The organism is Microcystis sp. M53602_WE12 (assembly GCF_030065455.1).
Classification (GTDB): Bacteria; Cyanobacteriota; Cyanobacteriia; order Cyanobacteriales; family Microcystaceae; genus Microcystis; species Microcystis aeruginosa.
In genome coordinates, this window is record NZ_JASJFB010000209.1 from 1 (window position 1) to 14284 (window position 14284).

Sequence of the window (14284 nt, forward strand, 5' to 3'; positions counted from 1 at the left end):
AGAAACTTTCGGAATTTTTGGGTTAGAAGTATGTTGTCTTGGCATCTTGTCTGTTGATTTAGCATAAAGAGTAACGAAGAGCCGAATTTAACAGGCTATCAATTGCCTTCTGGTACAATTATCACAACGGATGACAACCCTTCAAAACCCGACGCTGAGTTAAAAGACAACGAATAATAATGTTAGTAGCAGAAAGACACATTATCAAGAAAGGACATCGATTTTGGTCGGTGAAACCGGAGATTTTCTAACCGAATGCTTCGCCCGTACTTTTTCAGCAAACCATAAATAGGGTCTGCTGAAAAAGTTTTTCGTGGGGGTAGGGTGTGGGGTGTAGGGTGTAGGGTGTGGGGTTTTAGCGATTTTCAGGTGGTCAACTACCTAATTTTCAGGGAAAAAGTCCAGGAATTTTCCCCCCGATCACTCCAATGGTAGGCACTTTTTGAGGGAAAAAAAGTCTAAAAGCCTTATCCAACAAGGTTTTTAGATTTATTCAGCAAACCCTAAATATTTGTAAACTTTTTCGCCTAAGTTACCTTTCTGTGGTAAGCAAATCTTTACTGCTCCGATTTGGGGGTTTCTTGGGGGGTGTCATCGTTGTTGGTTTTGGGTTCTTGTCCTTTAAAAGTAGGGATAAATCGCGACAAAACTTCAAAAAGCTGATTAAAGGTCGTTTGATTGATTTTACCCGTCAAGAGCAATAACACAAAGACAATAAAAGCAAAGATAAAAATAATTGTCAAAACGCTGGTAATATGCTTTGAATCTGGCACAAAATGGGCAATCACCGCAACTATACAAGCAACCACAGCTAAAACCAGCAACAAAGCGAGACTAGGTTTCAGGAGATTGGGAGTTTCTGGCGTTTTGGGACTCATAGGGCGATTTTCTCGGCTTTTGCGGCTACGTTCCTCCTTTATATCGATATCTCTTGCTCTTTCTGTCTTAGATTCCACCCCTTCTAAGATATTGCGGATATTATATTTGCCGCGCAAACCGGGGAGAATTGCCTCCACGACACCTTGGTGATCGAGTTTTATCAGATGGAGATAATCGACGGGAACTTCTACCCCGGTGGGTTTTTCCCCTTGCAATTCTCGAATCACTAACTTTTCCTGTACGGCTAAATTAGGGATAGTAGCGTGAATTTTGTCAAAATCTGTCTTAATAATAGCTAAAAGCGCACTAGCACGGGAACCCTGGGCTTTTATGCTGATGTAGTTATCTTCCTCGTCGGCACGCACCAAAGCTTTATTAAGATCCATTGTCAGAACCACACCACTACGCCAACGCATGGTTTTATAGATCATCTGGTGATTACGGACGATAAAGCTGGAAATAATTCTACCGGGCAGGATATCATAACGGTACTGGAAGTGTAAAGGTGCGTTTTCGTAGCTATCCACATCCGGTTCATCGATGGGTAGAAGATCGGTGATTAGATAGCGAGCGGGACTGTACCCATCAAGGGGAAAACAGAGTTCAAATTTTCCCATCAAATCCATCAAAAATCCGCGTTTATTTTCGGGATAACGTTGGGGTTGTTTGAGAATATTTTCCAGATCTGGCAGTGAAAGAATGCCCTTTTTTTGCACCATCAAATCGTGATTATTGAGAATATCATAAACACCGTCAGTTACCCATTCCGGGTTCAGGACATTGGTTTCATTCAGTCGCGGATCATCTTGGTAGTTAAGGACAATACCGAGATCGTGGAGAAACTGCACTAAACTTTTTTGATCGCTGGCCTCTTTAATCTCGGCTGTCTGACACATTTCCTGATACTTTTCGTAGGAAATAAAGTCATAAGTCTTTTGCATCGCTTCTAGTTGAGTTTTGATCTCAAACCAACTATTAGGCAATGAATCTTTGATATGGGGAATAGCATCGATTTGAGAGGCGATTTCCTGCACAAGTTGCTCGATTCCCACACCGGTTTTACAGGAAGTGGCGATTAGCTTGGTGATTTGGGGATATTTTTTCCGGAGGGTGCGGATCTTAACTTGGGGGGGATGTTCATCGGCACAATTACCCACGATAATCACGAGAGAATTGCCTCCGTAGGTTTCAATGAGTTTTAACCAGTATTCCAGACGGTTTTGCTGTTCGTTTTTGCGGTTGTCGAGGACAAGCAGATAAAGACTGCGTTTAGTCAGAAAAAACTGATGGGTGGTTTGCATCACTTTCTGACCGCCAAAATCCCAGATATTGAGGCGAATATCGGGTTTTTGGGGCAGTGGCCACTTTTCAATATTAATGCCGGGGGTCTTGGGTTCTCCGGAATTAAAGGTATTGTGCAGTAACCGCTTTAACAGGGAAGTTTTCCCCACATCCCCCTCCCCCACCAATAAAACTTTAAGCTCATTAAGAGGGCGTTTTTTCCCTTTATCCTTGAGATAACTAAAAATCGCCTGCGGGTTGCCATCATCCAACATTTTTTTACCCCATCCCTGACGAATAATTTCCGGGGGAACGTTGGTAATCGGGTTATTTTCGAGGACTAATCGCTTCAGGTTGACTAGGTGAGCGAGCGCTTCTGGTATCTCCCTGATTTGGTTATTGCTGAGGTAGAGGACTTGCAGGGAGGTGAGTTGAGCGAGCGCTTTTGGAATCTCCCTGATTTGGTTATTGGTGAGGCCGAGGATTTGCAGGGAGGTGAGTTGAGTGAGCGCTTCTGGAATCTCCCTGATTTGGTTATGGCTGAGGTAGAGGACTTGCAGGGGGGTGAGTTGAGCGAGCGCTTTTGGTATCTCGCTGATTTGGTTATTGCTGAGGTCGAGGAGTTGCAGGGAGGTGAGTTGAGCGAGCGCTTCTGGAATCTCCCTGATTTGGTTACTGTAGAGATAGAGGTATTGCAGGGAGGTGAGTTGAGCGAGCGCTTCTGGAATCTCCCTGATTTGGTTATTTCTGAGGTCGAGGTCTTGCAGGGAGGTGAGGTAAGCGAGTGCTTCTCGAATCTCGCTGATTTGGTTATTGCTGAGGTTGAAGTATTGCAGGGAGGTGAGGTAAGCGAGCGCTTCTGGAATCTCCCTGATTTGGTTATGGCTGAGGTCGAGGAGTTGCAGGGAGGTGAGTTGAGCGAGCGCTTCTGGAATCTCGCTGATTTGGTTATTGCTGAGATAGAGGTATTGCAGGGAGGTGAGTTGAGTGAGCGCTTCTGGTATCTCCCTGATTTGGTTATTGTAGAGAAAGAGGCGTTGCAGGGAGGTGAGGTGAGCGAGTGCTTCTGGAATCTCGCTGATTTGGTTATTGCTGAGGTCGAGGAGTTGCAGGGAGGTGAGGTCAGCGATTTCGGGGGGAATTTCTGTTAAGTTTTTTTTGGACAGATCCAACTTCCTCGCTCTTTCGTCCTTTGCCCGTTGAATTAACTCTAATACTTCCTGTGCTGTCATTGACCATCCCCCCGCTACTATATTTACTCCATTTTGGCAAAAGATCCAGTTAATGCAACTGGTTGAGACCTCATCAGCTTGAGTTGAGTTTCTGGAGAGTGAACTGAAAACTCGCATCTGATGACCGATAAGGGACTTGCGTGGGAATAATATCCTAGCCAGAAAATCGCTCTGTAGAAGAATCAGGCCGGCCAGATGGCATATTATCAAAGCGCAAGTCCCTTAGCTGCGGGGACTCTCAAAGGCTCTCCCCCTACTTAGGGTGATCAGCAAACCTGGGCGATCGGAGGGCGCAAGCCTTGCGCCCCTACAGTAACGGATTTTGTCCACAATGTAGGGGCGAACTGCGTTCGCCCAAAAGGTACATTATCAAAGCGCAAGTCCCTAACTGGGTGACTAAAGTTGAGAATTCCCTTAAGATAAAGTAAATAAGTGTAAAGAAACTGAAAGTTAGCCTACACCCTTGCTGAAAAAATTCTCATTGTCTAGAAGTGCTATGCTCAATCGTTTTTGCCGAGGAATCTCGATCGCTCTTGTAATTGGTGTCATTAGCTGTCTGGGTTGGATTATCTGCCCGGATCAAGCTCTAGCGGTGAATAATCCCGAATTACTGCCCAATCAAGCCACTCCGATCGTTGATTTAGCCAATTATCTACCCGCAAAACAGGAAGAGGCATTAATCCGAGATATCGAGACATTTCAAGGGGAAACCGGCTGGAAAATGCGAGTTTTAACCCAATATGACCGCAGCCCCGGCCGGGCAGTGATTAATTTCTGGGGATTGGATGATAAAAGTATTCTCCTAGTGGCCGATGGTCGCGGCGGTAATCTACTATCTTTTAGTATTGGTGATGCCGTCTATGAATTTTTACCCCGCACTTTTTGGATCGAATTACAGGCCCGTTTCGGTAATATGTATTTTGTCCGGGAAAATGGCGAAAATAACGCGATCGTACAATCCTTGGACACGGTAAAAGGCTGTTTAGTTAAAGGTGGTTGTGCGGTGGTCCCCGGTTTACCGAAGGAACAGTGGATTTTAACTTTAATTACCTCAATTGTCGGCGGTTTAGTCTTCGGTTTTGCCGGTATTCCTCGCAAAGAAGGACAGGTTTTCGCTTGGCAATGGGTTTTAATTGTCTCTCCCCTCTGGTTTATCCTCTTTGTTGCTTTTGGCATCGGACCGGTGGTTACTCGCACCAGTGAATTACTGCCCCTTTTCCGCAATTTAATCGGTTTTGCCCTTGGAGTTTTAGTCGCCTATCTTTCCCCTCGTTTTAATTCCCTCAACCCCTCAAAAACCTAAAAATTAGCGGCTTTTCAGTGATCAGTAATCAGTAATCAGTGAAAAGAAAGTAGCGAAGTTTTTACCTATAACCGATAGCTGACGGCAGCCCCTCATGGTTCGATCGATCTAGCTCTGTTACAATTGGAAAAATTGTGGAGTGAGTGAGATAACGTTTATGTGGGTCAATACTCAAAGTGAGATTATTAGTAAGGTTTTGCCGCCAGCAGTACGTCTGTTCTTAAGAACGCAAGTAGAACAGATAGAAGATTTAGAAATGCAGCTGCACGGTCATGATCGGCAAATTTTGCGCGGTTATATCCCCGGGGTATTTTTAGCCGTAGGAAGAGCGATTTATCAAGGTTTACATTTAGGTAAAGCGCAATTAAGAGGGGAAAATATTCGTCTTAATATTGGGCAGGTTTTGCGAGGGAAACCCCTAAAAATTTTGGAACCTATTCGGGTTAGCGGTGAGGTGGAAATTAACGAGCAGGATTTAAATAATTCGATCGCCTCGACTATTTTAGTTAATGCTTTTGCCGATTTACTAATTTTTTCCCTAGAAAATAACGGAATTGTTAACGCCAGAGAAATTATCTCACAACAGCGTTTTAACTGGAAAAATGTTCTTCTAAATCAGGGCTATTTCTCTCTTCTCGGCCATAGAGAAACAGGTGCAGAAGTAATTTTTACTGCTGATATTACCTTAAAAGATGCCCGCACTTTAGGGATTAGTCCCCGACAATGGCAAGGTTTAGCCCCAGATTTATCTATTGATTTGCAACCTTTTACCGTCGATTTAGGCAAAGATGTGGAGATTAAATCTTTTATTCTCGACGATAAAACTCTTTTCTGTCAGGGAAGTTTTTTGATTTTACCTTAAAAATAAACGGGATGATTCCGGTGGGTTAACTTAGTTTAACCCACCTAATTAGGGCTTGCTGAATAAATCTAAAAACCTTGTTAGATTAAGGCTTTTTCACGGGGAAAATTCACACCCCACACCCTACACCCCACACCCCACACCCTGCCCCCACCAACAAACTTTTTCAGCAGACCCTAATTATTACCCCGGATTCTGTGCAATTAAAATAATTGTTTGTATTAGTCCAACTAGAAGACCGAGAATACCACCAAGATTAACAATTCCCTGTAATTCCTGTTTAACAATTCCTTGAATAGCATTTTCCAGATCAGCAGGGGAAGTGGCATTTACCCGATCGCGGATTACCTGATCGATGTTGAGAATCGGGATAATTTGGGCGACTAATTTCTCTAAATCTTCCTCTAGATAACGCTCTAAAATTAACGCTAACTCTTGACTAATTACCCCTAATGATGTAGTCATTGACACCGAGGATTGCAGACGATTAATAATTAAATTAGCGATTTGATCCCAGTCGATCGTTTGTCCAAAATCTTGCAGAAATTGTTCGCCACTTTCTTGAATATAAATTCGCACCGTGTCTCTAGTGGTTTTACGCAATTGTCTGACGGTGGAGATAGGTAAATTTTGCAAAGAGATACCTTGTAACCAGTTTTTCAGACGATTACGCATCTCTAAAGATAGTAATAATTCTTTGATTCTGGTATTAGCTAAATCCTTTTCATCAAGGCAAAAAGTGCGTAAGCGGGCCAGGGCATTGCGTAAACCGAATAAATTGGCTACTACCCAATAGGTTCCACTGGTTTTTTCCCGAAATCCTTCATCGATAACTTGAATATTGCGATCGGTTAAAAAATCGATCAAAGCTAGACGGATAACATCAGCAGGTAGGACGGTTTCTAATAGCCAATCGGAGAATTGTCGCGCCTGTTGTTCACTGAGAGAAAATTCTAAGACTAGGCGATCAAAAATTTGATTGATCTGTTTTTCTAAAAAGTCCTGCCGTCGGGCTAAAACTTTTAGTAATCTCGCTAAAGATTCCCCGAATAAATCATGAAGAATCGCCGCCAAAATCTCGGCTGTTTTTGCTTGCCGATCGCCTTTTATTTGTTTTAAAGCTAATTGTAACAGCCAGAGTATCGCCCCCTGTACCCTTTCGGTGTCGAGGAGTCGTTTAGCCAGTTTTTGTAGTTCCTCGGGGGTTAACAGGGAACCCATGATCGTATCCGATACCCGAACAGCTAATCGATCTTGATTGCGAGGAATTAACCCCGGAGTGAAGGGAAGAGGACGCTTACCGATATAAATCGCCTTGTAGGGACGAAATAGCATTTTTATGGCTACATCGTTCGTAAAATAGCCAATAATTGCCCCCGCGATCGGCGGTAAGATCCATGTCCAAAGAGTAGGGAGATTCAATTTAGCAGCAAAAAATAAACGGAAATGTGAGTGAGTTATTTCTTCAAGACTAACACTCCCATCAGTCCTGCTAGGAGTGGATAGTGAACAGCGCCGGAAAATCCCGACTGATAGCCTAATTTTACCTGTTCTGGGCCCCGGGGAAAGCGATCGATACTGGGACTAATATAAGCGTACTGGTCAGTTAAACCGTAACGCTCGGCAGCCGGAACGACGATATGATCGAGATACCAGTTTTGGAATAGTTTGGCGATGGTTTCGGTGGGTTGATGGAAGTCAAGAATCGCCGCTTTAGCACCCGGTTTGAGGACTCGGTATAATTCCCCCAAACATTGGGCAGTATCCACCACATTGCGTAATCCATAGCCAATAGTGGCACAATCAAAGCTAGAATCGGCAAAGGGTAAATTAAGGGCATCCCCTTCCATCCAGTTAATATTAGTGGCACTAAAACGTTGACGGGCGATTTTTAATTGTTGTGGGGAAAAATCTAGTCCGATCACTTTGCCCGTTTTACCCACTTGTTTTGATAATAGGTTAGTCAGGTCGCCGCTACCACAACAGATATCGAGGGCAAAATCTCCTTTTTCGGGTTGACACCACTTGACTGTCATTAATTTCCAGATACGGTGTAATCCTAAACTTAATTCTTGATTAAGGCGGTCATATTCGGGAGCGATCTGATCAAAAATTGCTTGTATTTCTGTGGAGTTAGGTGAGGATTGATTGGACATTTTTATAATATGGCATCAGAGAAAATCCCAGATGAAGTTATACCATTCTATCCTATCTGCGCTCACGGAGATAAGCTGTTGAGCATCTACAGCAGTTATCTTCATGGTGGGGAACAGTGACTTAGATTACACTTCATCTATCTGATCATCTCCCGGCCGCAATTCGATCGAGAGGCCTTCCCGGGCGAGAATAGTTTCAGGGAAAATCTTTCTTGCCTCTTCCCCAATGCGATCGAGAAAATCGTCATTATGGGCCGGATCGTGATGAAATAGAACTAACTGCTTAACTTGCGCTGCTTGAGCGATTTTGACTGCCTGCTGCCAAGTGGAATGACCCCAACCCACCTTAGAATACTTAGGATCGTTGTATTCCTCATCGGTGTAGGTAGCATCAATAATCATCACATCCGCTTGCCATGCCAAAGCCAAAACGTTATCATCAAGGCGATCGGGAAAATGTTCGGTATCGGTAATATAGGCTGCCGATAAACCCTGCCAATTTACCCGATAACCCACCGCTTCTCCTGGATGATTTAAAGGACGGGTTTCGACGGTGACATCCCCACAGTGGAGGGTTTCGCCCATTTCTAGATTATAAAATTCTAAATCGGCCCGCATAATCTGCAAAGGCACGGGAAAATTAGGATGTAACATCTGATCGTGTAATGTTTGCTTGATGGTTGCTCCGTTGGGGGAGGGAACTGCGTAGATTTTAAAAGTATTGCCCCGGATAAAAGCAGGGATAAAAAAAGGAAAACCCTGAATATGATCCCAATGGGAGTGGCTGAAAAATAAATGGGCTTTCGCTGGACTTTCTGCCATCAAAGACTGTCCTAGTAGGCGTAACCCCGTACCACCGTCAAAAATTAATCTTTCTCTACCGACTTGCATCTCTACACAGGAAGTATTACCACCATAACGAACGGTTTCCGAACCTGGACAGGGAATACTCCCCCTTACTCCCCAAAATTTGATCTGGAAGCAGTTGTAGAGCATATCAGAAGTTTCTCTACTGGTACTGATGGGCTAATAGATCAGATTAGCACTCTTCCACAATTAAGTCTGTGACCTGATGACAAGCACGATGATTTACGATAGTGGAAAAGGATTATAGTTTTCGGGAAAGCAAGAGCATGGATTTACAGAAATTCTTAGAACAATTGCCTCAACAGTATCAGGATTGGGGATCGGCTTTAATGTCGCCTATTTCCGAGCAATTAACCCTTTTAAGCGAAAAAACCGCCTCCTATCCCGATCGCAATCTCTTTCCCCTGCTCAATCTCGCCGTTGCCTGTCTGCAACCGGACGAGGTTTACTGTCAAGTGGGTTGTTTTCGTCGCGGTAGTTTAGTCGCCGCTTTCTGCGATAATAGCGATCGCTACGGTTATGGCGTAGAAGCTTTTTTTAAATACGATCCATCGGGAGAAAAACTAACTATATTATCCCAGGATTTGGAGGATTTTCAACTATCAGAACAAATATTTTTAAGCGATCAAGAAACGGAAAACTTTTTCGATGATCTGGAAGAATTAAACAGTGAAGAAAAGCTGGGAGTTTATTACTACGATGCCGCCGAAGACTATCGCTCTCTCTTTATCTCCTTGCTTTTAGCCAAAAACTTCTGGTCTGATTCCGCTTTAATTATCATCAATAAATGTCAGCATCCCGCTCTCCAACAGGCAATAAAAGATTTTACTAAAACCCATCCCCAAGCTCAGATAATTTTAGATGATCAAGTCGCTAATCACGGTTTGCTTGGTTTGACAAATATTTGTTTATTAGCTTGGAATGCTCCCCCAGGGATAACAGCGCTAAAATCCCCGAAAAAACTGGTTTTAAATGTGGGTTGTGGTCCCTATAATCCCGAAGCTTTACCCCAACTATTCCGCGATGGCAATTGGCAAGAAATTCGCCTCGATATCAATACTGCTGTTAACCCAGATATTTTAGGAACTATTACCGATTTAAGTGCCGTTCCCGATAACTCCGTCGATGCGGTTTTTTCTAGTCATAATCTAGAACATATTTATCATTACGAAGTTCCCATCGCCCTAGAGGAATTTAAACGCATTCTTAAACCCGAAGGCTTTTTAATGATCGTAGTTCCCGATATGCAAACTGCCGCCGAATTTGTCGCTAGAGGCGATATGGAAAATGAACCTTTATATATTTCTCCCGGTGGTCCCGTGCGGGCTTTATGGATGTTTTACGGCATGGGAACAGAAGTCCCCGGAATGCCCTATATGGCTCATAAAACAGGTTTTACTTCTCAAAATCTCAACCAAAAATTACAAGAAGCAAATTTTGCCAGAGTCGAGGTAATTCGCACGGAATTTGAGTTAGTTGCTTTTGGGTATAAGTGAGGAAAGATTAGCAAAAATTGCCCGCAATTGTGGGGCGATTCTTTCCCTTTGATTGATTAAATAAATACTAACGAGGGTTAAAGATACCCCCACCCATTGCAATACACTTAACATCTCACCGAGGAATAAATTCCCGAAAGTGAGGGCAAAAACCGGAGTTAAAAAAGTTAAAGAACTTAAACTGGTTAAATTGCCCTTGGCGGCTAAATAAAAGAATATTCCGTATGCGATCGCACTACCAAAAATCGTGGCATAACTTAAAGCTAACCAACCATTTAAATCGATATTTTGCCATTGATGGGATTCGGTGAAACCTGAAGCTAAAAATAGCGGCAATCCTCCTAAAATCATGTGCCATCCCGTGGCGCTGACGGGATCCGCATGACGACAGACAAACCGGATTAAGACTGTTCCCACCGCCATGGATAGGGAAGCCAAAAGCATGAGCATTTCGCCGCTATTTAGTAATTCCTGCCAGCTAAAGTCAATATTTAACCCTTTTTGTCCAAAAAAGTCATAAAACCATTGATCGGGCAAGCCAATTAAACTAATTCCCCCAATCCCTAAACCCAATCCCAACCAACCCCAGACACCGATAACTTCTTTAAATAGCCAACTGGACATTAAAGCCACCGCTAGGGGTTGGGAGTCAATAATTACCGATCCTAACCCTGCCCCGGTGCGATTTAATCCCAATGCCAGAAAACCTTGAAAAAGAGTGGCATCCATCAGAGCAAAAAGGGCAATCCATAGCCACGCTTGCAGGGTTTTGGGCTGAGGACGACCTAAAAACCAAGCTACTATTAAAACTAACATTCCGGCGGGGACAAGGCGAATTCCCGCCATAAATAGGGGGGTAGTATGGGGGATAACACCCTTCATCGCTACCATCGCTGTTCCCCAGAGAAAAAACGGTGAGATAAATAAGAGGGGCGAGGATTTCTTTAAATCTAGGTTTTCCATAGGTAAGTAGCTGGTTATAATTAAATTAAAAATGGATTTTAGGTTCGATCCCCCCTGCCCCCCTTGATAAGGGGGGTGCCGATCCCCCCTTAATCCCCCCTTGATAAGGGGGGTGCCGATAGGCGGGGGGATCTGATAACTTTTAACGCCTACCTACTTAGCGATCGAGTTTTGTAGATAACAAATTTCCCTAATTGTATAGTAGAAACTGGGGATCGGCTCTTAATTCTCTTGACTTTCTCCTAACTGATTTTCCTCTAAAGCTGTTATTGGTTTTTCTTCGCTCGATCCGATCCAGATCGCAATCATTCCGGCGATAGGAATGGATAGAAAAACCCCTAATAATCCCGCAACTCTTTCGCCGATAAAGAGAGATAAAAATAAAATTACCGGGTTTAATTCTAGGGCATTGCCCATAACTTTAGGGCGAATAATATTATCTTGAATTTGCACCAAGACAACACAGACAATAAAAGCTTTAACGGCAATTGCTAGTCCCTGGGAGGTAAAAGTCAAGATAGTTACCAACAAAATGCCCAGGGTTGCCCCGATACCAGGGATAGCATCGATAACACCGAGAATGCTCGCTAAAATTAGCCCATATTTGATTCCTAATAGGGAAAAACTTAAGAAACTCGTCACCGATAAAAAGAGCATTAACAACAGTTGCCCGCGAATAAATCCCAGAAAACTTTGTCGAAAAGACTTGGCAAAACGCTCCCGGTATGCTATGGGGAGAAGTTGCAAAAAACCTCGCCAGAGTTTATCACCGTCGATGAGCATATAAACACTGATCACCGCCCCGAAAATGCCCGTAAAGACACTGGAAAAAACTCCCTGTACGAGCGATAAACCCGTGGCTAAACCGGTTTGTAAGCTTCCCACCATTTTATTTAAATCTAATCGATCAAGAAAGTCTTGAAAGGGTAAAAAATCTTTTTGACTAAGGGCATCGGTAAGATTGAATAGTAGTCCTCTCCCCTGATTAACCGCTTCTAATCCTATGCCTGTGACTAATCTAAATAGGAGGATAAAAGCTACTAGGGTGGTAATAGCAATGGCTAGTCCTCTCGGTAGATAACGGGATAACCAAACCACGGGATAATTTAATAGAGCGGCCAGGACTGCCGAACCAGTAAAAATAGCGATCATCCCGTAGAAATAGTTAATTAAGATAATTAGACTCCAGCCACAGCCAAATAATAATAGATAGCGCACTAGAATCGAGTTATTCAGAGTTTTCCAAAAGGAGCTAGAAGGGGGCATAAATAAAGCTAGAAATAGGATTTTAGCATTTAGAATTGTTTTAACAAAGCTTCCCGCATGACCGAGACGGGGACGGGTTGACCTAACCAGATTTCTAGTGCGATCGCTCCCTGATTAACTAACATTTCTAACCCATCAATAATTCTTATCCCTCTAGTCCGGGCCAACCGGAGAAATTTGGTCGGCCGGGGATTATAAATTAGATCGTAGGCGATCGCCGATGGGGGTAAAAGGTCTAATAATTCTAACTCAACAGGGGATTGTTCGCCCTGGGGGGACATTCCGATCGGGGTAGAATTAATCAGGAGTTCTGTGGTGGATACCAGCCCCTCTAATTCGTCCCAGCCATGCACTTCTAGGAGGTCATAGAGGCTTGTATTCGCCCAACTTTCTTTAAAAGGATCTAATTTCTTTTGATTGCGTCCTACCACATGAATTTCGCCACAGCCCAACTGGGCGCAAGCCACCACCACCGCCCGGGCCGCGCCGCCATTGCCTAAAATAACTGGATTCACCTGACTCCAATCTTTGTCAAGGGATTTCAAGGGTGCGAGAAAGCCATCCACATCGGTATTCGTTCCCTGCCAGCCGGTTTCCGTGCGCCAGACGGTGTTAACTGCGCCCACTAGCCTTGCTTTCTCGGTAATTTGCGATAATAAGGGAATAATTGCTAATTTATGGGGAATTGTGACGCTAAAACCCTGTAGATCGATGGCGGACAAACCAGCGATCGCAGTTGCTAAATTTTCCGGGGCGATAGGTAGGGGAAGATAGACATAATTTAGCCCCAAGGCATCGATAGCGGCATTGTGCATGGGGGGAGAAAGAGTATGGCCGATGGGATCGCCGATTACGCCTAATAACTTGGTTTTTCCGTTAATAATGGTCATAAAAAAGGTGGGCTTTCCCCACCAAAGTTTGATATCAAGGGTGGCCAATGCTCACCTTACTATACTAGGGTTTGCTGAAAAAGTTTTTCCTGGGGGCAGGGTGTAGGGTGTGGGGTGTGGGGTGTAGGGTTTTACCGATTTTGAGGGGGTCAATTACCTAATTTTCAGGGAAAAAGTCCAGGGATTTTTCCCCCGATAACTCCCAGATCCATTACTTTTTGATGGCCAAAAGGTCTAAAAGTTTTACCCAACAAGGTTTTTAGATTTATTCAGCAAACCCTATACTATTTCTTGATTTCGCGGGCCATTTTCAGGAAAGGATTGATATTGTCATCGTTAGCGCGACGAACGTTATCATTAGCAGCGTTAGCCTTACTATTAGCCTCGGAAGTAGCCGATTTTGCCACAATACCGTTATCGGTGACTTTGCTGACTTCCATAGAAGAAATCTGTTTAATCGATTCGCCACCCTTTTTATTCGAGGCAGTTTTCGGGAAAGTACGTCGGATCGTGATCGGTGTCCGCATAAAGTCGATATCACCGAGAGTTTTAGCGTCATCGGGTTCCAAGTAAAAAGCCTCTTTCGGTTCCGGTGCGCTCATATCCATCGGTTCATCGACGTATTTCGTCTTATTGCCAAACAGGCCAAAGAATCCAGCCATTTTCTCGCTCTCCTAAATAAATATATTTACCATAAATTGCTGCTGATTGTTAAATCATATCAATATTTATGACAAAAAGCCAGGTAGGGTGTGCTGAATAAGTCTGTTGGTGGGGTTAGTAGCCGGTCATCAGTAGCCGGTCGTCAGGAGTCAGGAGACAGGAGTCAGGAGACAGGAGACAGGAGTCAGTATTCAGGAGTCAGTATTCAGGAGTCAGTATTCAGGAGTCAGTATTCAGGAGTCAGGAGATTATTTTTATTTATTATCCCCACACCCTACACCCCACACCCTACACCCTACACCCTACACCCTACACCCTACACCCTACACCCTACACCCCACACCCCATCACCCCATCACCCCATCACCCCATCACCCCATCACCCCATCACCCCATCACCCTACACCCCATCACCCTACACCCCAC

11 protein-coding genes and 1 pseudogene are annotated in these 14284 nt (G+C 44.0%); 4 read left to right on the forward strand and 8 right to left on the reverse strand.

The annotated features are described in order from the left end of the window. Positions 1-557: 557 nt before the first annotated feature. Positions 558-3392: a leucine-rich repeat protein gene (locus PX482_RS07610; RefSeq protein WP_288097040.1), complete on the reverse strand. Its 2835-nt coding sequence runs from the start codon at positions 3390-3392 to the stop codon at positions 558-560. Between the two features lie 496 nt (positions 3393-3888). Between PX482_RS07610 and PX482_RS07615 the strand changes: the two genes are divergently transcribed. Next, positions 3889-4695, forward strand: a complete 807-nt coding sequence (locus tag PX482_RS07615) for a TPM domain-containing protein (RefSeq protein ID WP_002758255.1) — start codon at positions 3889-3891, stop codon at positions 4693-4695. Positions 4696-4852: 157 nt separating this feature from the next. Further along, positions 4853-5557: an LmeA family phospholipid-binding protein gene (locus PX482_RS07620; RefSeq protein ID WP_288025145.1), complete on the forward strand. Its 705-nt coding sequence runs from the start codon at positions 4853-4855 to the stop codon at positions 5555-5557. A gap of 183 nt (positions 5558-5740) precedes the next feature. On the opposite strand, the gene PX482_RS07625 is transcribed toward PX482_RS07620, so the two are convergent. The 3 genes from PX482_RS07625 to PX482_RS07635 form a co-directional block, all read right to left on the reverse strand. After that, the gene (locus tag PX482_RS07625) at positions 5741-6979 is read right to left on the reverse strand and encodes a DUF445 domain-containing protein (protein WP_002758258.1); all 1239 of its coding nucleotides are present in this window, start codon (positions 6977-6979) and stop codon (positions 5741-5743) included. Positions 6980-7014: 35 nt separating this feature from the next. Next, on the reverse strand, positions 7015-7713 hold the full coding sequence (gene ubiE / locus PX482_RS07630; protein WP_002758259.1) for a bifunctional demethylmenaquinone methyltransferase/2-methoxy-6-polyprenyl-1,4-benzoquinol methylase UbiE: 699 nt from the start codon (positions 7711-7713) through the stop codon (positions 7015-7017). A gap of 126 nt (positions 7714-7839) precedes the next feature. Beyond that, the gene (locus PX482_RS07635) at positions 7840-8709 is read right to left on the reverse strand and encodes an MBL fold metallo-hydrolase (RefSeq protein WP_002758261.1); all 870 of its coding nucleotides are present in this window, start codon (positions 8707-8709) and stop codon (positions 7840-7842) included. 137 nt (positions 8710-8846) lie between these two features. On the opposite strand from PX482_RS07635, the gene PX482_RS07640 reads away from it, so the two are divergent. Further along, on the forward strand, positions 8847-10076 hold the full coding sequence (locus PX482_RS07640; protein ID WP_288094734.1) for a class I SAM-dependent methyltransferase: 1230 nt from the start codon (positions 8847-8849) through the stop codon (positions 10074-10076). On the opposite strand, the gene PX482_RS07645 is transcribed toward PX482_RS07640, so the two are convergent. The 4 genes from PX482_RS07645 to PX482_RS07660 form a co-directional block, all read right to left on the reverse strand. After that, entirely contained in the window at positions 10053-11039 is a 987-nt protein-coding gene (locus tag PX482_RS07645; RefSeq protein WP_002758263.1) for a DMT family transporter, read from the reverse strand. The genes PX482_RS07640 and PX482_RS07645 overlap by 24 nt on opposite strands. A 222-nt stretch (positions 11040-11261) precedes the next feature. Then, positions 11262-12305, reverse strand: coding sequence for an AI-2E family transporter (locus tag PX482_RS07650; RefSeq protein WP_002758265.1), 1044 nt, complete (start codon positions 12303-12305; stop codon positions 11262-11264). 29 nt (positions 12306-12334) lie between these two features. Then, positions 12335-13195 carry a shikimate dehydrogenase gene (locus tag PX482_RS07655; protein WP_043998978.1) on the reverse strand — a complete coding sequence of 287 codons (861 nt, stop codon included), beginning with the start codon at positions 13193-13195 and terminating at the stop codon, positions 12335-12337. Positions 13196-13479: 284 nt separating this feature from the next. Continuing rightward, on the reverse strand, positions 13480-13857 hold the full coding sequence (locus PX482_RS07660; RefSeq protein ID WP_002737069.1) for a hypothetical protein: 378 nt from the start codon (positions 13855-13857) through the stop codon (positions 13480-13482). Between the two features lie 90 nt (positions 13858-13947). Here PX482_RS07660 and PX482_RS07665 point away from each other — a divergent pair. Beyond that, positions 13948-14284, forward strand: a pseudogene (locus PX482_RS07665) (hypothetical protein); the annotation flags it as partial.